This window comes from Pseudoduganella sp. R-32 (genome assembly GCF_049913245.1).
Taxonomy (GTDB): domain Bacteria; phylum Pseudomonadota; class Gammaproteobacteria; order Burkholderiales; family Burkholderiaceae_D; genus Rugamonas.
In genome coordinates this window covers 2,141,940-2,163,381 of record NZ_CP183987.1, presented here as the reverse complement: position 1 = coordinate 2,163,381, position 21,442 = coordinate 2,141,940, and the positions used below count along the sequence as shown (strand labels likewise).

The window sequence follows — 21,442 nt, the reverse complement described above, 5'->3', positions numbered from 1 at the left end:
ATTTTGTGCGTCTGACGCACTGCACCAAAATAGTTAATGTTGCGTTGCAAAATCACAACGACCTTGCAATGTCGGAAAGGCCCGCACTAGGAAGCGCGGGCCCCTGGCAGCTCTTAGATATGCGACTCCACCCATGCTGCAACGCCACCGAGAGCACCTGGCAGTGCATCCGGATTGGTGCCGCCGGCTTGCGCCATGTCAGGACGTCCACCGCCCTTGCCGCCCACTTGTTGTGCAACGAAGTTGACCAGCTCGCCGGCCTTGACCTTGCCGATCGAGTCCGCCGTCACGCCGGCGATCAGGCTGACCTTGCCGTCATTGACGGAAGCCAGCACGATGGCAGCGGACTTCAGCTTGTCTTTCAGCTTGTCCATGGTTTCGCGCAGCGCGGTCACGTCGGCGCCTTCCATGGTTGCAGCCAGCACCTTCAGGCCCTTGACGTCGACCGCCTTGTTGACCAGTTCGTCGCCCTGGCCGGAAGCCAGCTTGGACTTCAACGCAGCCAGTTCTTTTTCCAGCGACTTCACCTGGTCCTGCACGGCGGCGATCTTGGAAGTCAGTTCTTCCGGGTTCGACTTCAGCGCGGCAGCAGCTTCGTTCAGCTTGCGAGCCATGCCCTGCACCAGCGCCAGGGCGCCTTCGCCGGTCACGGCTTCCACGCGGCGGATACCGGCAGCAACGCCGCCTTCCGATACGATCTTGAACAGGCCGATATCGCCGGTGCGGTGCACGTGCACGCCGCCGCACAGCTCTTTCGAGGAACCGATGTCCATCACGCGCACTTCGTCGCCGTACTTCTCGCCGAACAGCGCCATGGCGCCATGCTTCACAGCGTCGTCGAAGGACATGTGGTGCGACTGGGTCGCAGCATTGGCCAGGATCTCGGCGTTGACGATGGCTTCCACCTTGGCGATTTCCTCGGCGGTCATCGGCTGGGTGTGGGAGAAGTCGAAACGCGCCTTGTCCGGATCAACCAGCGAGCCTTTCTGCGCCACGTGGGAACCCAGCACTTCACGCAGGGCCTTGTGCATCAGGTGGGTCGCCGAGTGGTTACGGATGGTGCGGCCGCGCGAATGCTGGTCCACTGCCGCGCCGACAGCGTCGCCCACTTTCAGCGAACCCTGTGTCACCACGCCGTGGTGGCCGAACACATCCGCCTGGATCTTCAGCGTGTCTTCCACGTCGAAGCGGCCGGTGGCGCCGGTGATCAGGCCCTGGTCGCCCACCTGGCCGCCGGATTCGGCGTAGAACGGGGTGGTATCCAGCACGACGATGCCCTGCTCGCCGGTCTTCAGTTCCTGCACCGGCGCGCCGTTGGCGTACAGGGCGATCACTTTCGAGTCATGCAGCAGCTGGTCATAGCCGACGAACTTGTTCTTCTCGCCGGAGTATTCAACGTTGGCAGCCATCTTCTTGAACTTGCCGCCTTCGCGCGCCTTCTGCTTCTGTGCTTCCATGGCGACGTTGAAGCCTGCTTCGTCCAGCGTCACTTCGCGTTCGCGGCAAATGTCGGCGGTCAGGTCCAGCGGGAAGCCGTAGGTGTCGTACAGGGTGAAGGCGGTAGCACCATCCAGGTTCTTCGGATCCTTGGCCAGTTGGGCTTCCAGGATCTTCATGCCGTTTTCCAGGGTCTCGCCGAAACGCTCCTCTTCCGCCTTCAGCACCTGGGCCACGCGGTCCTTGGCTTCCGCCAGCTCAGGATAGGCAACGCCCATTTCGGTGTTCAGGTCTGCTACCAGCTTGTAGAAGAAGGCTTTGGTCTGGCCCAGTTTGTGGCCGTGACGCAGTGCGCGGCGGATGATGCGGCGCAGGACATAGCCGTGGCCTTCAGGGCCAGGGATGATGCCGTCGACGATCATGAAAGCAGCAGCGCGGATGTGGTCGGCGATCACGCGCAGCGATTTGTTTTCCAGGTCGGTCGCGCCGGTTTCGCGGGCGGCAGCCTTGATCAGGGCCTGGAAGGAATCGATCTCATAGTTCGAGTGCACGTGCTGCAAGACAGCAGCCAGGCGCTCCATGCCCATGCCGGTATCCACGCAAGGCTTCGGCAGCTTGTGCATCACGCCCGCTTCGTCGCGGTTGAACTGCATGAACACCAGGTTCCAGATTTCGATGAAGCGGTCGCCGTCTTCCTGGTCCGAGCCCGGAGGACCGCCCCAGATGTCGGCGCCGTGGTCGTAGAAGATCTCGGTGCAAGGACCGCATGGGCCGGTGTCGGCCATCTGCCAGAAGTTGTCCGACGCGTAGCGCGAACCCTTGTTGTCGCCGATGCGGATGATGCGCTCTTTCGGCACGCCGATTTCGTTGGCCCAGATGTCGTAGGCTTCGTCGTCTTCGATATAGACGGTGACGGTCAGCTTCTCAGGCGGCAGGCCGTATACCTTGGTCAGCAGCTCCCATGCGTACTGGATCGCATCGCGCTTGAAATAGTCGCCGAAGCTGAAATTGCCCAGCATTTCGAAGAAGGTGTGGTGACGCGCGGTATAGCCGACGTTTTCCAGGTCGTTATGCTTGCCGCCGGCGCGCACGCAGCGCTGCACGGTGGTGGCACGGGAATACGGGCGCACATCCTGACCCAGGAACACATCCTTGAACTGCACCATGCCGGAGTTGGTCAACAGCAGGGTCGGGTCGTTGCCTGGCACCAGCGGGCTGGAACGGACAATCGTATGGCCCTTGGATTCGAAGAATTTCAGGAACTTTTCGCGAATTTCAGCAGATTTCATGTCGTAAAAGGTAGGTTGCAGGCTGGTGCAAAGGGTTGATTATACGTGAACAGTTCGCCTGATAAATGGGGACGTATCCCATTTAGAGGGAAATTTCCTCTAAATGGGGTGCGTCCCCATTTATCAAGCGAAGTCCGGCCCGATCAAGTCGATGCGGTCGGTGCAGAAGGCGTCTACGCCGAGCGCGAGGATTTCCCGCGCTCGTTCCGGCGTATTGACGGTATAGCAAAACAGGCCCAGGCCTGCTGCCTTCACCGCTCTTGCCTGGTCCGGTGTCAGGTATTTGTGGTTGGTATGGATCGCCACCGCGCCAAGGTCGCGCGCCGTTTCCAGCCAATTGGGGGGAATTTTATCAAACAGACAAGCCCGCGGTAGTTCGGGCGCAGCATCGCGCGCCGCCGCCAAGGCCGGCATGCTGAAGGACGAGAGCAAAGGCATTGACGCCGGATCGCCGGCCGCCACCTCGGCAGCGAAACGGGCACGCGCAGTCTGCGCCACCCAACGGCCGGTCGCCTCATCATGGCCTTCAGCCGGCTTGATCTCGATATTCATCCAGATCTTATGCTCTTTGCAGTAGTCGACCCACTCCAGGAATAAAGGCACTGGCTCACCGCGGAACTCAGGGCCGAACCATCGCCCGGCATCCATCTTCGCCAATTCGGCTGCCGAAAAGTTCGGCACATAGCCATCGCCATAGATCGTGCGGCCAAAGTGCGGATCATGCATCACCACGCCAATGCCATCGGATGACAGCATGACGTCGAATTCCACCGCGCGGAAACCATAAGCCAGGCCGGCACGCAAGCCGGCGATGGTGTTTTCCGGAGCCAGCGTGCCGCCTCCGCGATGCGCAACGATTTTTGGGTAGGGCCACATAGGATTAAGACACTAACACGGTTGGATGCGTTAAGCTAACGCTCCCTGAAAACAGTAGGAAGAAGACAACATGACCCCGAAGGCCCTTGGACACATTCGCGTACTGGATTTAAGCCGCGTGCTGGCCGGCCCCTGGTGCTCGCAGAACCTCGCCGACCTGGGCGCGGACGTGATCAAGATCGAGCGGCCGGGCAGCGGTGACGACACCCGCGCCTGGGGGCCACCCTACGCCAAGGACGCCTCCGGCGCCGACACCACCGAAGCCGCCTACTACCTGTCCGCCAACCGCGGCAAGCGCTCGGTCACCTGCGACATCTCCAAGCCGGAGGGCCAGGCCCTGATCCGCGAACTGGCCAGGCACGCCGACGTGGTGCTGGAAAACTACAAGGTCGGCCAGCTGAAAAAATATGGCCTGGATTATGAATCGCTGAAGGCCGTCAAGCCGGACCTGGTCTACTGCTCCGTAACCGGCTTTGGCCAGGACGGCCCCTACGCACACCGCGCCGGCTACGACTTCCTGATCCAGGGCATGGGCGGTTTGATGTCCGTCACCGGCGAGCGCGACGACCTGCCGGGCGGCGGCCCGCAGAAAGCCGGCGTGGCCCTGACCGACCTGATGACCGGCATGTACTCCACCATCGCAATTTTGGCCGCCCTGACCCACCGCGACCGGACCGGCGAAGGTCAATATATCGACATGGCGCTGCTGGACGTGCAGGTCGCGATGTTGGCCAATATGGGCTCCAACTACCTGAATAGCGGCAAAGCGCCCAAGCGCTGGGGCAACGCCCACGCCAACATCGTGCCGTACCAGACCTTCGCCTGCGCCGACGGCTACATCATCGTCGCCACCGGCAACGACGGCCAGTACCAGAAATTCGTGGAAGTGGGCGGCCGCCCCGACCTTGCCACACACGAACGCTACGCCACCAATCCACTGCGCGTGAAGAACCGCGACGAGCTGGTGCCGATCCTGGCTGACATGGTGAAGTCACAACCGCGCGACTGGTGGATCGAACAGCTGGAAGCGGTAGGCGTGCCATGCGGCCCAATCAACGACCTGCACGACGTATTCAAGAACCCGCAAGTGCAAGCGCGCGGCATGATGATTGAAACAGCCCACCCGACCGCCGGCAAAGTGAAACTGGTGCGCAACCCAATGCGCCTGAGCGCCAGTCCCGCAGAAACCGACATGGCCCCGCCCCTGCTTGGCCAGCACACCGACGAAGTGCTGCGCGAAGTCCTCGGCCGCAGCGAGGCCGACATCGCCTCCCTGCGCGCCAAAGGCATCCTGTAACGCGTTACGGCCGAGCCCGTGTCACACCTTGGGGTCACACCCCGAGAGTGACACGAGCCCAACCGCAGTGCGGAAGAGCCCGTGTCACACCTGGGGTGTGACCCCATGGTGTGACACGGGCTCGGCTGGTACGCCTTTAGTGCAGGTGCTGCTTGAAGTCGAATAATTCGCGATGCATGAAGTTGACTGCGGCCTTCATCTCGGGCGTCACTTGCATGCGCTCGCTGGCGCAGACGCGCCGGGCCCGGGCGCCGAGCATTTCCATGTCGTCTACCAACTTGGGTACGTTGGCGTAGTCCTCACTCACCAGCATTTCGCTGATGTCGTCGGAGCGGCGGTCCAGCTTCTGGATCGTATCGCGCAGCTCGCCGGTCAGGTGGCGCTCGGCCGACAGGGCTTGCGCGGCCTGGCTGACAGCCATTTGGATGTTGCTGAGCCTGATACGGATTTCTCGATCGTGCATCATGATGATCTCCTCGCTCAAAACGGCACCCAGCGTGCCGGTGGGACTTGGAGACCGTTCGCGCTCGGCGGTTCAATCACCCTGCCTCAGCTTTGATCTGGCTCAACATTGGCGCGATTGGCGTCAACCGGCGCAGGTGGATTGCGATCGCGACAGCTGCGACGAGGCAGCTTGCAAGCAACAGCACCACGCCCGCCCATCCTGCCTTTCCCCACAGTATTCCTGCAGCCCAGCCAATCACGCTGGAGCCGAGGTAGTAGAAGAACAGGTATAGCGCGGATGCCAATGCCGCCCCGCGAGCACGTCGGCCGACCCAGCTGCTTGTCATGGAATGCGCTGCAAAGAAAGCGAAGGTGAACAGGGCCAGCCCGGCGATTACCAGCGGCAAGCAGCTCGACAAGGTCAACACAATGCCTGTCAGCATTAAGCTGAGAACCAGGTACAGCACGCCCTTGCGGCCGTAACGGTCCGCCAGCTTGCCTGCCCAGACCGAACTGAAAATCCCCAGCAGGTACAGAAACGAAATTCCACCCACCACACTTTGACGCAGCTCGAACGGCACGGCCAGCAGGCGGTAACTGATGTAGTTGTAGGCGCTGACCATACAACCCATTAACAGGAAGGCCAGGGTGAACAGCCAAGGCAGGCCGTCATCGCGCAGGTGGCGGAGCGCATTCTCTGGCAGCGCGCGCCAGCCTCCGGGCGACGGGTGGAAACGGCGCGACTCCGGCAGACTGCGCCAGAATTCGACTGCAGCCAATACTCCGGCCGCGCCCATCGCCACCAGCGCCACGCGCCAGGAGAAAAAGTCGCTCAGTATCGATGTCACCATGCGCCCGACCATCCCGCCGAACGCACTGCCGCTGATGTAAAGACCCATCGATAGCCCCAAGGATTCGGGTTCGATCTCCTCTGCCAGGTATGCCATGGCGACGGCTGGCATGCCGCCCAGCGCCACACCGAGCAAAACCCGCGCGACAAGCAGTTGGCCGTATCCATCGGCCAGAGCGCACAGCAAAGTCATGATCGCGGAGATCGCGAGCGCTCCCACCATCAGGGGCTTGCGGCCGAAGCGGTCGGAAATGGCGCTCGACGCGAGCAGCGAGACTGCCATCGCCGCCGTGGCCAGCGACAAGGACAGGCTGCTCTGCGCGGGCGTCAGCGCAAATTCGCTGGATAGCAGCGGCATCAAGGGTTGCACGCAGTACAACAGCGCGAAACAGGAAAAGCCGCCAAAGAACATGGCGCGATTGGTGGGGTGGCGGAGGCCTTTCATCGTGAATTCATCTTAGGATTGCCCTGTATTACTGTCCAATATATATTTAAGGCGTTATTAATCGCTTCAACATATTATGGAATTGCGTCATCTGCGCTATTTCGTGGCTGTGGCCGAGGAACTGAGCTTCACTCGCGCGGCTGAGCGGCTGCATATCGGCCAGCCGCCGCTGTCCCAGCAAATCCAGGCCCTTGAAGCGGAAGTGGGCGCGCGTCTCTTCGATCGCAGCAAGCGCTGGGTGCGGCTCACCGAAGCCGGCAAGCTGTTTCTCGAAGATGCGCGCGCCATCCTGGCGCAATCCGAGCGCGCGGCAGAGCGTGCGCGCCGGGCGCAGCGCGGCGAGGCTGGTGAACTGCGTGTGGGGTTCACGTTTTCTACGCCGTTCACGCCGCTGTTTGCGCGCGCGATCCGCCGCTATCGCCAGCTTTATCCGGACGTGGCGCTTACTTTGCATGAAATGACGACGCTGCACCAGATCGATGCCCTGGAGGCGCGCAAAATAGATCTTGGTTTCGTGCGCCCGCCGGAGGTGGCTTTGCCGGAGCACCTGGAGCTGACGACGCTGCGCCGCGATGCGCTGCTGCTGGTGCTTGCGAGCGATTCGCCATTGGCGCGCAAGCGCAAGATCAAGGTCGAGGACCTGGCGGAGCTGCCGTGGGTAATGTATCCGAAGGAGTCTGGCGTGGGGATCAATCACGCCATTCTGGGCATGTGCCGGACTGCGGGCTTTGTGCCGCAAGTGGCCATGGAGGCGGGCGAGGCGGCGACCATTATCGGGCTGGTTGCGGCGGGGATCGGGGTGTCGGTGCTGCCTTCGCCGTTCCAGTCGATGCATCTGGAGGGAGTGGTGTTCCGGCCGCTGGATGATGCGGGGGCGGTCACTTCGCTGCAATTGGCGCAGCGGCGGGGGGATGGCGGGGCGTTGGTGGAGGCGTTTGTCCGGGTGGCGCTGGAGGAGAACCGGTAAACCGGTGTCTGACCCACAGGGTCAGACACGCATGCTCGTCTGGCGCTGGTCCAGTTTATCAATCGTAGTCGGCGTCGAGCTCGGAGCCGGCGTAGTTTTCCAGCTCGGTCCACAGCGTCTTCATTGCGTAGCGGCCCGGCAACTTTTGCAGCACGGTGCAGGTGCGGCGGTACAGGTCGATGCGATGCAACAGGACCGGGTGATGCTGCTCGGGCACCGCTGCGACCAGCGCTTGCCAGCCCGCTTCGTAATCCGGCTTGGCCTTGCGCACAGCCTTCACGAAGCGTTCGAACTCCTTCTGGCCGGTGCGGGCGATGATGCGGCCACCGCCTTCCACCGCGAAGATGATCGCCAGCGCGATCACGCCTTCCGCGTTCAGGTCCGGGTCCTTGATTGCGCCTTCCAGGTTGTGGCGGCGCAGCCAGTTCGCCAGGCGCACCACGGCTTGCACTTCCTGGCGCTGCTTCAACTGCGTCTGGTACTTGGACGGACCATCCCAGTTGGCGCCCGGCTCGGTGAAGCAGATGTCGAAGAACAGGTCGCGCAGGCGGCGCTGTGCATACATCGGGTCGTTGTCGTACTCCCCAATCAGCGAATCTTCTGGCATCGCAGCCAGGTCCTTCAACTGGCGGAAGCCCGCCTGGAAGGCCAGCTCAGCGCCCTGCTCCACCAGGTAGTCCAGCGCCAGTTCGTCGGAATCGACGGTCAGCACCTGCTCCAGGCCGAGCGACACGCCGCCAACCGTCAGGTTGACTGCCTTCTGGATGCCTTCCGCAGTGCGGTTGTTGGTGAACTTGTCCGCGACCATGGCTGTGATGCCGCTCAACTCTTCCGCCAGGATGCTGGCCGCATCTTCGCGATCGTCGCCTGGCAGCAGTTTGATGGCGCGGGTCAGTCGCGGCAGGCTTTCTTTGACGAGTGCGGGCAGCATCAGCCGAAGATCCCCGTACCGATCGAGCGGCGTGCGCGTTCGCGGCCGGTGCCACTGCGGGTGGTCGGCACTTGCTTGCGCAGGCGGTACAGCAGCTCCTTGGTGGAGCGCTGCAGGTGCTCGGGCTCTTCGTCCGGATCGTCGCTGAATTCCGCATCGGCCAGGTCGGCGCTGTGGCGGAATTCCGGGAACAATTCGAACAGCGCACGGTCCCAGCCGTCTTCATTGGCTTGCGCCAGGGCGACGGCAACGGGAACGATGTCGTTGTCGGACGAAGTCTGGCCGGTCAGGTAGGCACCTTTCGAGATCACTTCGCCCGCAACCTCCAGCACCTCCTTCGGCGCCAGCGAGAACAGGATCGCGAACGCGGTGCAGCCCCAGTCGGTAGCCGACGCTTCTTTCAGCAGTTCGGCACGGCGCTCTTCATCTTCGGTGCCGAAGATCACGCCGTGCATGTGGGCGAACAGCGATTCGGCGATACGCTCTGGATCGTCTTCGATCATGTCGTCCGGCCAGGTGGCGGCGATGTAGGCCAGGCTTTCGGCCCACTGCTTCGGCGGCACCAGCAGGGTCGCCAGCGACATCTTGCCGCCGTCGAAGCCGGACATGTGCAGCGCCGTCACGTGCGGCGGCAGCTCCTGCAGCACTTCGACCACGGCCAGGTCGCCGTGGGTATCCGCTGCTTCGGCAAAGGCGCGCTCGGCGTGCTCCAGGGAGCCCGCCAGAACGAGTTCGGTGACCTGCTTGCGAATGGCTGGCAGATTCTTGTCGGTCATGCTCAATCCTCCTGCTGGTCAAAGATGCCGGTGAAGTCGTCGGTTGCGACATCATCCGCGTAATCGTCTTCATCATCGCCCTCGTCGCCTTCAGCCAGGCGGTCGAGCGAAGTGTCCTCGTCGTCCCACATGCGCGGATGCTTGTGCAGCAGCGCGGTGATGATGGCCTGGCGCGCCAGGTCCGGGTGGTTCTCTTCCAGCGCTTCCAGCAGGCCTTGCGCCTTCGGGCAGGTGGCGGCGCCGAACACGCGGGCCGGATCGCCGTATTCGAAATCCTCGGCGTCGGCAAAAGCTGCCTTCGGGTCGTGGAATTCGATCACGTCCACCAGGGCGAAAGCCATCATGTTCAAATCGTCGATGCCGCCGCCGTTCACGTATTCGGTGCGCAGGGCTTCGACCATCTTCTTGTAATTCTTGTGGTCAGGCGGATCGCCGAGGATGCCCTCGATCTGCCCTTCCAGTTCGCGCGCCTGGTAGGCGAACTCTGGGTGTACTTTTCTCATTTGCTGCTGTCTTTCTATTGATTCAGGCGGCGGGGATCGTCACGCCGTTGACGCTGAAGATGGAACGCCACTGTTGGTAGGCCTCCGCTTCCGGGTCGATGATGATGCGGTGGTGCACACTCTGGTTGTATTCTTCCCGTTTTTCGGGGTCGGACAACACTTCATAAGCTTTGACGATGGCCTTGAAGCGGGCGTCGGCGCCCGGTTCCTGGTTGCGGTCCGGGTGGAAACGCATCGCCAGGGAACGATAGACCTTCTTGATTTCCTCGTCAGAGGCATTGGGCGCGACACCGAGCACATTATATAAATTTTCCATATTGCAACTCCGGGCCGGTTTTTAAACGCGTAATGTCGAATTATCCTATAAAATGCCCTGTTTACGCTGAATATCACCCTAAAACCGGTAAACCTGGGTCAGACCCAAGGGTCTGACCCTGTCTGTTCAACGGCTGGGGGTTGGGTTTCAATCCAAGCCCCAGGCGGTGGAGCTGACAGGGTCTGACCCTGCGGGTCAGACCCTGGTTTACCGGTTTTAAAGACTAAAACATACATGAGCAACGACAAAACCCACGCCCCAGCGCCCAATTTCCTGCGCAATATCGTTGAAGCCGACCTGGCCTCCGGCGCGCATACCCGCGAAGGCCTGCCGCCGGTCATCACCCGCTTCCCGCCGGAGCCAAACGGCTACCTGCACGTCGGCCACGCCAAGTCCATCTACACAAACTTCGGCCTGGCGCGCGATTTCGGCGGCCGCTGCCACCTGCGCTTCGACGACACCAATCCTGAAAAAGAAGAACAGGAATACGTCGATTCCATCATCGACAGCGTGCGCTGGCTCGGTTTCGACTGGAACTACAAAGGCCCGGTAGGCGCCGGCGAACACCTGTATTACGCCTCCGACTATTTCGACAAGCTGTACGAAATGGCCGAATACCTGATCAAGGTCGGCAAGGCTTACGTGGACAGCCAGAGCGCCGAGGAAATGAAAAATACCCGCGGCGGTTTCGGCGTCGCCGGCACCAATTCCCCGTTCCGCAACCGTTCGGTGGAAGAAAACCTGCAACTGTTCCGCGACATGAAGGCGGGCAAATACAAGGACGGTGAGCACGCACTGCGCGCCAAGATCAGCGAAGACGCGATGTCCTCGCCGAACATGAACATGCGCGACCCGGCGATCTACCGCATCCGCCACGCCCACCACCACCGCACGGGCGACGACTGGTGTATCTACCCGATGTACGACTACACTCACCCGATTTCGGACGCGCTGGAAAACATCACGCACTCGATCTGCACCCTGGAATTCCAGGATCACCGCCCGTTCTACGACTGGCTGCTGGAAACCCTGTCCGAGGGTGGCTTTTTCAAGAAGCCGGTGCCGCACCAGTACGAATTCGCACGCCTGAACCTGACCTACATCGTCACCTCCAAGCGCAAGCTGCGCCAGATGGTGGAAGAAGGCATCGTGGACGGCTGGGACGACCCGCGCCTGCCGACCATGGCCGGCATGCGCCGCCGCGGCTTCACCCCGGAGGGCATCCAGCTGATGTGCGAGCGCACCGGCGTGACCAAGTCCGACGGCTGGATCGACTTCGGCGTGCTGGAAGGCGCCGTGCGTGAAGACCTGGACCCGAAAGCCCCGCGAGCCATCGCCGTACTGCGCCCGCTGAAGCTGATCGTCGAGAACTTCCCGGAAGGCCAGTCGGTCGAGTGCACCTCGCCGGTCCACCCGCACCACCCTGAGCTGGGTCACCGCACCTTCCCGTTCACCCGCGAACTGTGGATCGAAGAAGAAGACTTCATGGAAGTGCCGACCAAGGGCTACTTCCGCTTCACCCCTCCGGTCGGCGACCAGCCAGGCGCCCGCGTGCGCCTGAAGTACGGCTTCGTGGCCGAATGCACAGGCTACGACAAGGATGAAAGCGGCAAGGTCACCGCCGTGCGCGTGAAGTACTTCGAAGACTCCAAGTCCGGCACCCCGGGCGCCGACACCTACAAGGTGAAGGGCAATATCACCTGGGTCAGCGCCGAAGCGGCCCTGGAAGCGGAAGTGCGCCTGTACGACCGCCTGTTCACAGAAGAGAAACCGGACGCCGGCGGCAAGGACTTCAAGGAGTTCCTGAACCCGAAAGCGCTGGAAATCGTCAGAGCCTACCTGGAGCCGGGCCTGAAGGACGCCACCGCCGAGCAGCGTTTCCAGTTCGAGCGCCACGGCTATTTCGTGGCCGACCGCGTGCTGTCGCAGCCAGGCAAGCCGGTGTTCAACCGCATCGTCACACTGAAAGATAGCTGGGCAAAATAACTGACCCGAACTGTGACAAAAAAGCCGCCTTCGGGCGGTTTTTTATTGTTAGTTTGATTTCAATCAAAGTGGCGTTTTTGCAACTTGACCTTGAATGGTGGGAATTCTTATAGTCGCGCAATGACCCGCCTACAGCTCAGCCTGTTTTCTCCGTCCAAACCCCTGTGGTGGCTGGGCGTTGCTTTATCGCTGGGCGTCGGCCTCGGGCTGAATACGGTTGCCACCCGCTCCGTCGAAAGCGAAGCGCGTGCCCGCTTTCATAACCAGGCCCGCAATACGCAATTCAATATCAACGCCAGCATCAAGGCCTATACCGATGTCTTGCGTGCCGCGGCCAGCTACTTCCAGGCCGGCGGCGAAGTCACGCGGGAGACCTTCCACCGCTACGTGCAGGGCCTGGACCTGGAGCACAACTATCCGGCGATGGACAACATCAACTTCGCCGAGTACTACACGGATGAGCATCGTCCGGCAGCGGAAGCCCGCCAGCGCCAGCTCACAGACAAGCTCTACCCCGCCTACCGCCTCCACCCTGAAGGAAAACGTCCCGAATACGCGGTGCTGACGCTGATCGAACCGCTCGAAGGCTTCGGCGACCGTTATGGGCTTGATATTGCGGCCCGGCCAGGCGTCGCGGGCGCCCTGTTCTCGGCGCGCGACCAGGGCGCCTTGAGCAGCTCCGGCCAGCCCATCCCCTTGCGCAGCGCGCCAAGCCATGTTGGCATGGCCATGCGCATCCCGATCTACCGCAACGGCATGCCGGTCACCACGGTCGCAGAACGGCGCCTTGCCTGCATCGGGTCGGTAGGCCTGGGCTTCAGCGTGCCGCGCCTGGTCGATGTGGCGCTCGGTGAAATGCCGGTGCGCACCGTGCGCGTTGTCTTGCGCGATAGCAGCAGCATCGGCAGGCCAGCCACCCTGCTGTTCGACAGCCAGCCTAATATGCCTGGCGCGGACAGCAGCCATTTCATCACCGAGCTGCCGATACAGTTCCATGGCCGCACCTGGCATGCCCAGTTCAGCGTGCCGAAGCGCGCACTGTATTCGACTTTCGATCAATACCTGCCCGCGCTGGCAGGCAGCATGGGTTTCGGTGCAAGCGTGTTGATTTATGCATTGTTTGTCACGCTGGCCTCTTCGCGCCGCCGCGCCGTCAAGCTGGCGCGCGCCATGACGCGCGAGTTGCGCGACAGCCAGGCGCGCCTGCAGCTGTCGCACCATCGCCTGCGCCGCCTGGCCGCGCACGCGGACCACATCAAGGAAGAAGAGCGCAAGCGTATCGCGCGCGAGATCCACGATGACCTGGGCCAGAACCTGCTGGCCCTGCGCATTGAAGCCGATATCCTCGCCACGCGCACTGAAAAAACCCATCCGCGATTGCATGCGCGGGCGCGCGCCACGCTGCACCAGATCGACAATACCATCCGCAGCGTGCGCCAGATCATCAACGATTTGCGGCCAAACGTGCTGGACCTCGGACTGTCGGCTGCCGTGGAATGGCAGATCGCGCAGTTCCGCCTGCGCTCCGGCATCAAGTGCGAATTCACTGAAGACGCGGTGGCCGATCATGGCGTCGACGATCATTGCGCAACCGCCTTCTTCCGCGTGCTGCAGGAATCGCTCAGCAATATCCACCAGCATGCATCGGCCACGATGGTGCGCGTTGAACTGCACCAGTCGCATGGCATGCTGCGCATGACCATCAGCGACAACGGCATCGGCATCAATACGGCCAGCCGGCACAAGGCCGGCTCGTTCGGCCTGGTCGGCATCGAGGAGCGCATCAGCCTGCTTGGCGGGAACTGCTCGATCACCAGCCTTGCACACGGCGGCACCACGGTCAGCATTGCTGTCCCCGTCGGCTACCGCGTGGCGCCGGCCGACGATATGCGCCTCAGCGCTTAGGCATTTTTACCACTCGGTAGGATTTTGCCTGACGTCGTTGATCCAAATCAAACTCCCTTTCCCTAGCTCAGCAAAAATGCATTTGTAACATTTGGCGATGCGACAAGCTATTGATTTGAAAGGAGCATTCCTGTGTTGTTTAATCCGCGCACGCTTGAATTGTTACTTGCATTAGCGGGGGCCATGTCTATACTTGAGCTAGTTGATCTACATCAACACGCGTTCCCAACTCCGAACGCCTCAGATGCCAGGCAGTACAACACCAGCCCCCTAGAACGGCGTCTTCTCTCTCTTCAGTCAGTCTTAAATTCGCTCACCATAAAGGGATGTCACTCATGATTTCTGCTGAAAGCTTCAAGGCTATTGCCGACCTGGACCTCGAACCTATCAAGGTGAAACTGATGCATGTGGAATCTGGCGAAGGCTGGTCGCTGGAAAAGGTTAACGCAATCGAATTCGAATACCGTCGCTTCCTGTACCTGATGAAAATGTTCCCCAACGAGCAGACCGCTCCGCTGATGGACGTGGACATCTTCTGGCACTACCACATCCTCGACACGATGAAGTATTTCATCGACTGCGAAAATGTGTTCGGCTACTACCTGCACCACTTCCCGTACATCGGCCTGCGCGGCGAAGACGATGAAGAGGCGCATGAACGCGTGGGCAACCGCATGAAGGAGCTGTATGAAGAAACCTTCGGCGAAGACTATTTCCGCAGCGCGGTTGCTTATTCGGGCCGTGTCGCAACCGAGGCTGCAGCGGATGGCGCCCAGCTTGCGTACTCGGGCCGCGTGGCAGATGAAGCTGGCCAGCAGGTGGCCTACTCCGGCCGCGTGGCTGCCGAAGAAGCGGGCGCGCAAGTCGCTTACTCGGGTCGCGTCGCTGCCGAGGCTTCGCCGCAAGTTGCCTATTCGGGCCGTGTGGCTGCTGAAGCCGCGCCGCAGGTAGCCTATTCTGGCCGTGTCGCTGCCGAGGCTTCGCCGCAGGTCGCTTACTCCGGCCGCGTCGCTGCTGAAACCGCGCCGCAAGTGGCTTACTCGGGCCGTGTCGCCGCGAATGCCGCGCCGCAAGTCGCCTATTCGGGACGCATCGCCGCCGAAGCGGCGCCAAAGGTCGCTTACTCCGGCCGCGTCGCTGCTGAAACCGCGCCGCAAGTGGCTTACTCGGGCCGTGTCGCTGCCGAAGCTGCACCGAAGGTCGCCTACTCCGGCCGTGTCGCGGTGGCCTACTCGGGCCGCGTGGCAGCTGAAGCCGCGCCTCAAGTGGCATACTCCGGACGCGTCGCATCGGGGACAGCGCCGCAAGTCGCTTACTCAGGCCGCGTGGCAGCCGAAGCGAAGACGGCCTACTCAGGCCGCGTGGCGGCTGAAGCGCAAACCGCTTACTCCGGCCGTGTCGCCGCCGAAGCGAAAACCGCCTATTCCGGCCGCGTCAGCGCCGAAGCCCAGGCCGCATCGCAATCGCTGTTCTACACCGCCCGTCCTCGCCTGGCAGCTGCCTGAGCCCGATCGAGCGCGCAAATGAAAACGGCCGCCACCTGCCAAGCAGGTGCGGCCGTTTTTTTTACATCCTGGCGAAAGCTCAGTGCGCCATCAGTTCGCGCAGTTCGCGAATGCTGAAATCGCTGATTTCATGCATGCGGATCAGGATCGTCGCGCCGATTGGCAGCGTGTTGTGGCGGATCTTGCTGATCACTGGTGGAGCAACTTCCAGCGCGCGGGACAGGGCTGCGTCATTTTTCAGTTGCAGCTTTTCGATGATGGCGTCCAGAACGCGGTTCGGATTGTAGGTCGACGATGCAGTAATTTCTTTCAGAGAGCTCATGACTGGGTACTTTTTCAATGCGTTGCGTGGTCGCAACAAAATTATTGGCGGAATTTTCGACAAAGAGCGCCAGAAAAAGCCGTTATTGACGCAATTTTCGGCACACGGACGGTATCATACACCGATTTATTGCCGTTCGCTTAACGCCGTGAGATTTTGATAGATTGTAGCGCACAAAGCTGTGCTAGGAATTCATCTTGTTTAACAAAAAGACTACTGATGGTCGTTTATTGCTAAAGTAAACGGCAAGCAGAGCCAGGCAAACGTGATCCAGGCCAGTGCGGGGGGAAGGTACATCAGGGCAGCCGGCATGGGAGTGTACTCCGAACGCCAGTCAAGGCGGCGCCTGATTTCCTCGGGTGAAGGCGGAGGCAGGTGGGCGTGGCCGCGCTGGGCCAGGTAAGCACGGACTTGTTCCTTGGTGGGATGGCTATACATGGCGCCCTCCTTGGCAGACGTTGGCACAAGATAGCGCCGGCAGCATCACGGGCGCTTGATGCATCTCAAGGCGGCTGCAACATCCTGGTACTGCAGCCGTACCTGCAACTCCTCTTTCAGGCGCCGGTTCGCCAGCCTGCGCGATTCCGACATGAAAGACAACAGGGTTGGCGCCACGGCCTGCGCCAGTGCTGCCCGATCCAGGCGCGGAGGGCGCGGCAGGCCGAAATGATCGGCCACCATGTCGAAATAGTCCCCCATTTTGAGTTCCGTGTCATCCACTGCGTGATACACACGGTTACAAAATCCTTTGCGCAAGGCCGCCAAAACAACACGCGCCAGGTCGTCGGCGTGGATATGGTTGGTGAAAACGTCATCTTCCGGACGCAGCGCTGGCGTTCCCTGCTCCAGGCGCTTGATTGGCAAACGGTCCGCAGCATAGATGCCCGGCACGCGCAGGATTACCAGTCGCCCTTGCGCGCGGCACGCCCAGTCCCGCAGCACCTGCTCCGCATCAACCCGCCGCAGCGCCCGCGTATTGCGAGGAGCAACGGTCTGGGTTTCGTCAGCCCAGCGCCCGCCCAGGTCGCCGTACACGCCGGTGGTGCTCACATAAACCACTTGCGCCCGGTCAGGTAAAATGGCGGTCACATTGCGGGTGCGCCGATCCAGCACACCCTCGCCCGGCGGTGGAGCCAGGTGCACGACCTGGTGCGCCAGCCCGGCCAGGCGACGCAGCGATTCGGGCTGGTCCAGGTTGGCCAGCAGGGGAACGGCGCCCGCCGCACGCAATTCGGCAAAACGCTCGCGCTGGCTGGTCACGGCAAATACACGGTAATGCGCGCGCACCAAAGGCAGCAGACGCATGCCCACATCGCCGCAACCAATGACCAGCAGGCGCGGCTTGTTGAATTTTTTACTGATTTCCATTTTTAAGATTGTATGTCTTTCCAAATAACTGTTCAGCCTAGCGGCCACCAATTCACCTGCGAAGACGATGAAACCGTTTTGGCCGCAGCCATGCGCGCCGGCGTCGGCCTGCCCTACGGCTGCAAGAATGGCGCCTGCAGTTCCTGCAAGGGCAAGGTGGTGTCGGGCTCCGTCAGCCACAAGGCGCACCAGCGCCGCGCCCTGAGCGAGGAAGAAGAAGCAGCCGGCATGTCCCTGTTCTGCTGTGCGATTCCGCATTCCGACCTGGTGCTGCAAGCGCGCGAAGTGGTCGGCAGCGGCGAATTCCCGATCAAGAAAATGCCGACCCGCGTCAACGCTCTGGAGAAAATGGCGCCGGACGTGATGGTGCTGACGCTGCAGCTACCTGCCAACGAAACCTTCCAGTACAAGGCCGGCCAGTACCTCGAATTCCTGCTGCGCGACGGCAAGCGCCGCGCCTACTCGATTGCCACCGCACCGGAAGGCGGCGCGATCACCTTGCACATCCGCCACATGCCGGGAGGCCTGTTCACCGACCAGGTGTTCAGCACCATGAAGGAGCGCGATATCCTGCGCTTCGAAGGCCCGCTGGGCACCTTCTTCGTGCGCGACGATTCCGACAAGCCGATGGTGCTGCTGGCCTCGGGCACCGGCTTCGCGCCGATCAAGGCCATTGTCGAACACGAACGCGCCAGCGGCTCCAAGCGCCCGATGACGCTGTACTGGGGCGGCCGCCGCCCCCAAGACCTGTACATGGACGCGCTGTGCCGCCAATGGGCGCAAGAACTGCCCCACTTCAAGTACGTGCCGGTGGTTTCCGATGCACTGCCGGAAGAAAACTGGAGCGGCCGCACCGGCTTCGTCCACCAGGCAGTGATCGACGACCTGCCGGACATGTCGGGCTACCAGGTCTACGCCTGCGGCGCCCCGATCGTGGTTGAATCGGCCAAGCGCGATTTCGTCAAGGATTGCAAGCTGCCGGAAGATGAGTTCTACGCGGACGCCTTCACTTCCGAAGCAGACCTCCAGCAACCTTAAGTCTTTCCCCGCGCTGCGTGCCGTGGGGCGCGCAGCGCCCTTCGGCTCCCCCAAGCACGCAAACGTATGTCATCCAACGGTTTCTCTGTCCTCCGCCACCGCAACTTTGCCTTCTACCTGTCAGCCCGCCTGCTCGGCACCATCGCCGTTCAAATGCAGAACGTCGCCATCGGCTGGCAAGTCTATGCACAGACCAAGAACCTGTACTACCTCGGCATGATCGGCCTGGCGCAATTCGCGCCTTTCCTGCTGCTGATCCTGTACGCCGGCCATGCCGCCGACCGCTACAACCGCCGCAACATCATCGCCACCTGCCTCGGCGCGCAACTGGTGTGCGGGCTGGCGCTGCTGGGCTACACGCACAGCGGCTTCGAATCCGTCTGGCCTATCTTTGCGGTGCTGGTATTGTACGGCAGCGCGCGCGCCTTCTCGAGCCCCGCCGGCCAGGCAGTATTGGTCAACATGGTCCCCACCGAGGACTTCAGCCGCGCGGTGGCCCTGAACAGTTCGACCTTCCAGGTCGCCGTGATCCTCGGCCCGACGCTGGGCGGCCTGCTCTACGTGTATGGCCCGGCAACGGTGTACGCCGTCACTTCCGTCATGCTGCTGATGGCCGTGGTGCTGATGTGCCTGACCCGTCCCGCCCCGCAGGCCACGCGCAAGGAGCCGGCCACCTGGCACAGCGTGTTGGAAGGATTGCGCTTCGTCTGGTCGCGCCCCATCATGCTGGGGGCAATTTCGCTCGACCTGTTCGCCGTGCTGTTTGGCGGTGTCACGGCGCTGCTGCCGGCACTGGCGCACGATGTGCTGCACATCGGCCCCTCCGGCCTTGGCCTGCTGCGCACCGCGCCCGGTGCTGGCGCCGCACTGTGCTCGATTTCACTGGCTTTCTGGCCGATTACCCGTCGCGTCGGCATCTGGATGTTCGGCGGCGTCGCCGTGTACGGCATTTGCACCGTGATCCTCGGCACCACTTCCAGCTTCACGCTCGCCCTCGCCTGCCTGTTGCTGCTGGGCGCAGGCGACATGATCAGCGTCTACGTTCGCCATTTGCTGGTGCAGTTCGAAACGCCCGATGCAATCCGTGGCCGGGTCAGCGCCGTGAACGCAGTGTTCATTGGCGCTTCCAACGAACTCGGCGAATTCGAATCCGGCGTCACTGCCGGCTGGCTGGGACTCACGCGCGCCGTGGTCTTCGGCGGCGTCGCCACGCTGGCCGTGACGGGCATCTGGGCCTGGCGCTTCCCTGTCCTGTCGCGCATGGACCGCTTCCCCCATCACGACAAGTAGTAAGATTGACCGCATGCGCTACCACATCGTTCGCAGCCGCCCGCACCTGAGCGCCGCCATCGCGGTCGGCGCACTGGCGGGGGTGTTCCTGCCATCGCACTGGAAACCGCTGGTGCGCGTGCTGTCTGCCTGGGACATCTCGGTCTGGATGTACCTGTTCACAGTTGGCTGGATGATGATGCGCGCCGACCACCGCGAGGTGAAGCGCATCGCCGCACGCCAGGATGAACGCGCAGCAACCATCCTGGCCAGCCTGGTGATCGCCACGGTCGCCAGCATGATCGCCATCAGCAGCGAACTGGCCAGCCTGCGCGACATGCCCGCCAATGAACGCGGGCTGCATTACGCCTTTGTGGTGATGACGCTGGTAGGCTCCTGGTTCCTGGTCGGTACCTTGTTCTGCTTCCATTACGCCCACCTTTATTACAAGGCCGAGGGGCGCCAGCGCCCCCTGTCATTCCCTGGCGGCGAGACCCAGCCCGATTACTGGGATTTCCTGTATTTCTCCTTCACGATTGCCGTCGCCGCGCAGACTTCGGACGTGTCGGTGCAAGCACCCGCCATGCGCAAACTGGTGCTGGGCCAGTCTGTGCTGAGCTTCTTCTTCAATCTTCTTATCCTGGGTTTATTTGTGAATATGGCGGCTTCGCTGATGTAGGCGTATGATGAAATCGCGTGGCAACACGTTTTGGTTAACAAACGGGAGCAGCATATGCAAATCAGTGTGAACACCGACAAAACCATCGAACGTACTGCAGGCCTGGAAGACCATGTGAAAGAAGTGGTCAAGACTGCACTCCACCGGTTCGGCGAGCACATCGGACGCGTCGACGTCCACCTCAGCGAAGGCAATGCACAGAAGTCCTCTGACGGAGATATCCGCTGCATGATCGAGGCGCGCGTCAACGGCTACCAGCCGATTGCCGTCACCGACCACGACGCAACCCTGCATCAATCCATCAACGGCGCAGCAGACAAGCTGCAACGAGCCATCGACAGCGCGTTGGGCCGCCTGAACGATGGCAAGCGCCACACGTCCCAGCCCAACTTCGAAGAGGCTGAAGAGTAATTCCTAACCCGCGGCGGCCAGGCCTTTCAGGTATCGGATACCTTGCAGGGCACGGCTGCCGTACCAGGACATCATTTCCCCATCGACCAACTGCACCGGCTTGCCGATCTGGCGCTCCAGTGCGTCCACGTGTTCTTCCGTGAAGCGGTAAGGCTCGGACGACAGCAGCACCTGGTCCACGTCATGCACCAGCGCATCGCTCCATTGGAAGCTTGGATAGCGCACGTCGCCGATCTCGGGAACCGACCAGCCGATCAGCGCCAGCATGCGGGCGATATAGGTATCGCGCGAGACCGTCATCCACGGGTCCTTCCAGATGCAGTACAGCACGCGCTGCGGACGGCCTTTTTGCATTAGCGCCAGTTCGCGTTCGTACTCGCCGCACCAGGCATCCGCGCGCTCCATCGCACAGAACACGCCTCCCATCAACTGCACCAGCGCCAGGTTATCGCGCGGCTCGACCGGATGCGTGACCACGATATGCGGCACGAATTCCGCAAGCTTGTCGACGGTAGGCTTTTCGTTTTCGTCGATGTTCACCACCAGGTGGGTCGGCGCCAGTTTGCGGATCTTTTCGATGTTGACGTCCTTGGTGCCGCCGACCTTCGGGATATTACGCACCACGTCCGCCGGATGGATGCAGAAACCCGTTCGGCCCACCAGTTGCGGCGCCAGGCCCAGGTCGCAAAGAAGCTCGGTAATCGAAGGCACCAGCGAAACGATGCGCGCGTTTGGAGCGGCCGCATGTTGCTGGCCCAGGATGTCGGTAAAAGTCATGGCCGATATTGAACCACACTTAGGCTATCATTAACACCTGTTGATACCGCA

The 21,442-nt window shown here is 61.7% G+C and carries 21 protein-coding genes; 9 read left to right on the top strand and 12 right to left on the bottom strand.

Features of this window, described 5'->3' with window-relative positions; all coding sequences use genetic code 11:
* Positions 1-113: 113 nt before the first annotated feature.
* Positions 114-2,726, bottom strand: coding sequence for an alanine--tRNA ligase (gene alaS, locus ACN9MU_RS09860; protein WP_426344505.1), 2,613 nt, complete (start codon positions 2,724-2,726; stop codon positions 114-116).
* 123 nt (positions 2,727-2,849) lie between these two features.
* On the bottom strand, positions 2,850-3,602 hold the full coding sequence (gene ugpQ, locus ACN9MU_RS09855) for a glycerophosphodiester phosphodiesterase (protein WP_426170202.1): 753 nt from the start codon (positions 3,600-3,602) through the stop codon (positions 2,850-2,852).
* A gap of 70 nt (positions 3,603-3,672) precedes the next feature.
* Here ugpQ and ACN9MU_RS09850 point away from each other — a divergent pair, with 70 nt between their 5' ends.
* Positions 3,673-4,899, top strand: coding sequence for a CaiB/BaiF CoA transferase family protein (locus tag ACN9MU_RS09850; protein ID WP_426170199.1), 1,227 nt, complete (start codon positions 3,673-3,675; stop codon positions 4,897-4,899).
* Between the two features lie 136 nt (positions 4,900-5,035).
* On the opposite strand, the gene ACN9MU_RS09845 is transcribed toward ACN9MU_RS09850, so the two are convergent.
* On the bottom strand, positions 5,036-5,365 hold the full coding sequence (locus tag ACN9MU_RS09845; RefSeq protein WP_130315077.1) for a hypothetical protein: 330 nt from the start codon (positions 5,363-5,365) through the stop codon (positions 5,036-5,038).
* A gap of 73 nt (positions 5,366-5,438) precedes the next feature.
* Positions 5,439-6,638 carry an MFS transporter gene (locus tag ACN9MU_RS09840; protein WP_426344504.1) on the bottom strand — a complete coding sequence of 400 codons (1,200 nt, stop codon included), beginning with the start codon at positions 6,636-6,638 and terminating at the stop codon, positions 5,439-5,441.
* Between the two features lie 76 nt (positions 6,639-6,714).
* Between ACN9MU_RS09840 and ACN9MU_RS09835 the strand changes: the two genes are divergently transcribed.
* Complete coding sequence (locus ACN9MU_RS09835) at positions 6,715-7,605, top strand: LysR family transcriptional regulator (protein ID WP_426344503.1); 891 nt, start codon at positions 6,715-6,717, stop codon at positions 7,603-7,605.
* A gap of 58 nt (positions 7,606-7,663) precedes the next feature.
* Here ACN9MU_RS09835 and ACN9MU_RS09830 read toward each other — a convergent pair whose 3' ends face one another.
* Genes ACN9MU_RS09830 through ACN9MU_RS09815 form a run of 4 tightly spaced genes read right to left on the bottom strand, consistent with a single transcriptional unit; the run spans position 7,664 to position 10,131 of the window.
* Entirely contained in the window at positions 7,664-8,536 is an 873-nt protein-coding gene (locus ACN9MU_RS09830; RefSeq protein WP_426344502.1) for a hypothetical protein, read from the bottom strand.
* On the bottom strand, positions 8,536-9,312 hold the full coding sequence (locus ACN9MU_RS09825) for a hypothetical protein (RefSeq protein ID WP_426170189.1): 777 nt from the start codon (positions 9,310-9,312) through the stop codon (positions 8,536-8,538). The genes ACN9MU_RS09830 and ACN9MU_RS09825 overlap by 1 nt, the downstream gene beginning before the upstream one ends.
* Positions 9,313-9,314: 2 nt before the next feature.
* Positions 9,315-9,815: a hypothetical protein gene (locus ACN9MU_RS09820; RefSeq protein ID WP_426170186.1), complete on the bottom strand. Its 501-nt coding sequence runs from the start codon at positions 9,813-9,815 to the stop codon at positions 9,315-9,317.
* Between the two features lie 22 nt (positions 9,816-9,837).
* Positions 9,838-10,131: a DnaJ domain-containing protein gene (locus ACN9MU_RS09815; protein WP_426170185.1), complete on the bottom strand. Its 294-nt coding sequence runs from the start codon at positions 10,129-10,131 to the stop codon at positions 9,838-9,840.
* A gap of 234 nt (positions 10,132-10,365) precedes the next feature.
* Between ACN9MU_RS09815 and ACN9MU_RS09810 the strand changes: the two genes are divergently transcribed.
* From ACN9MU_RS09810 to ACN9MU_RS09800, 3 genes are all read left to right on the top strand, one after another.
* The gene (locus ACN9MU_RS09810; RefSeq protein WP_426170183.1) at positions 10,366-12,117 is read left to right on the top strand and encodes a glutamine--tRNA ligase/YqeY domain fusion protein; all 1,752 of its coding nucleotides are present in this window, start codon (positions 10,366-10,368) and stop codon (positions 12,115-12,117) included.
* A 120-nt stretch (positions 12,118-12,237) separates the two neighbouring features.
* Complete coding sequence (locus ACN9MU_RS09805; protein WP_426344501.1) at positions 12,238-14,022, top strand: CHASE domain-containing protein; 1,785 nt, start codon at positions 12,238-12,240, stop codon at positions 14,020-14,022.
* A gap of 335 nt (positions 14,023-14,357) precedes the next feature.
* A complete protein-coding gene (locus ACN9MU_RS09800; protein ID WP_426322019.1) occupies positions 14,358-15,527 on the top strand; it encodes a glycine-rich domain-containing protein-like in 1,170 nt (389 codons plus the stop codon).
* 79 nt (positions 15,528-15,606) lie between these two features.
* On the opposite strand, the gene ACN9MU_RS09795 is transcribed toward ACN9MU_RS09800, so the two are convergent.
* The 3 genes from ACN9MU_RS09795 to ACN9MU_RS09785 form a co-directional block, all read right to left on the bottom strand.
* Positions 15,607-15,849 carry a hypothetical protein gene (locus tag ACN9MU_RS09795; protein WP_130315086.1) on the bottom strand — a complete coding sequence of 81 codons (243 nt, stop codon included), beginning with the start codon at positions 15,847-15,849 and terminating at the stop codon, positions 15,607-15,609.
* 213 nt (positions 15,850-16,062) lie between these two features.
* A complete protein-coding gene (locus tag ACN9MU_RS09790; protein WP_426170175.1) occupies positions 16,063-16,287 on the bottom strand; it encodes a hypothetical protein in 225 nt (74 codons plus the stop codon).
* Positions 16,288-16,332: 45 nt separating this feature from the next.
* Entirely contained in the window at positions 16,333-17,217 is an 885-nt protein-coding gene (locus ACN9MU_RS09785; protein ID WP_426170173.1) for an SDR family oxidoreductase, read from the bottom strand.
* Between the two features lie 12 nt (positions 17,218-17,229).
* Here ACN9MU_RS09785 and ACN9MU_RS09780 point away from each other — a divergent pair, with 12 nt between their 5' ends.
* The 4 genes from ACN9MU_RS09780 (at position 17,230) to ACN9MU_RS09765 (ending at position 20,614) form a co-directional block, all read left to right on the top strand.
* Positions 17,230-18,255, top strand: a complete 1,026-nt coding sequence (locus ACN9MU_RS09780; RefSeq protein WP_426344500.1) for a CDP-6-deoxy-delta-3,4-glucoseen reductase — start codon at positions 17,230-17,232, stop codon at positions 18,253-18,255.
* Positions 18,256-18,321: 66 nt separating this feature from the next.
* Positions 18,322-19,545, top strand: coding sequence for an MFS transporter (locus tag ACN9MU_RS09775; protein WP_426322016.1), 1,224 nt, complete (start codon positions 18,322-18,324; stop codon positions 19,543-19,545).
* A gap of 13 nt (positions 19,546-19,558) precedes the next feature.
* On the top strand, positions 19,559-20,203 hold the full coding sequence (locus ACN9MU_RS09770) for a DUF1345 domain-containing protein (RefSeq protein WP_426344499.1): 645 nt from the start codon (positions 19,559-19,561) through the stop codon (positions 20,201-20,203).
* A 54-nt stretch (positions 20,204-20,257) separates the two neighbouring features.
* Complete coding sequence (locus tag ACN9MU_RS09765; RefSeq protein ID WP_426170162.1) at positions 20,258-20,614, top strand: HPF/RaiA family ribosome-associated protein; 357 nt, start codon at positions 20,258-20,260, stop codon at positions 20,612-20,614.
* Between the two features lie 3 nt (positions 20,615-20,617).
* Here the strand turns inward: ACN9MU_RS09765 and ACN9MU_RS09760 are convergent, their stop codons facing one another.
* The gene (locus ACN9MU_RS09760) at positions 20,618-21,391 is read right to left on the bottom strand and encodes a helical backbone metal receptor (RefSeq protein ID WP_426344498.1); all 774 of its coding nucleotides are present in this window, start codon (positions 21,389-21,391) and stop codon (positions 20,618-20,620) included.
* Positions 21,392-21,442 lie beyond the last annotated feature (51 nt).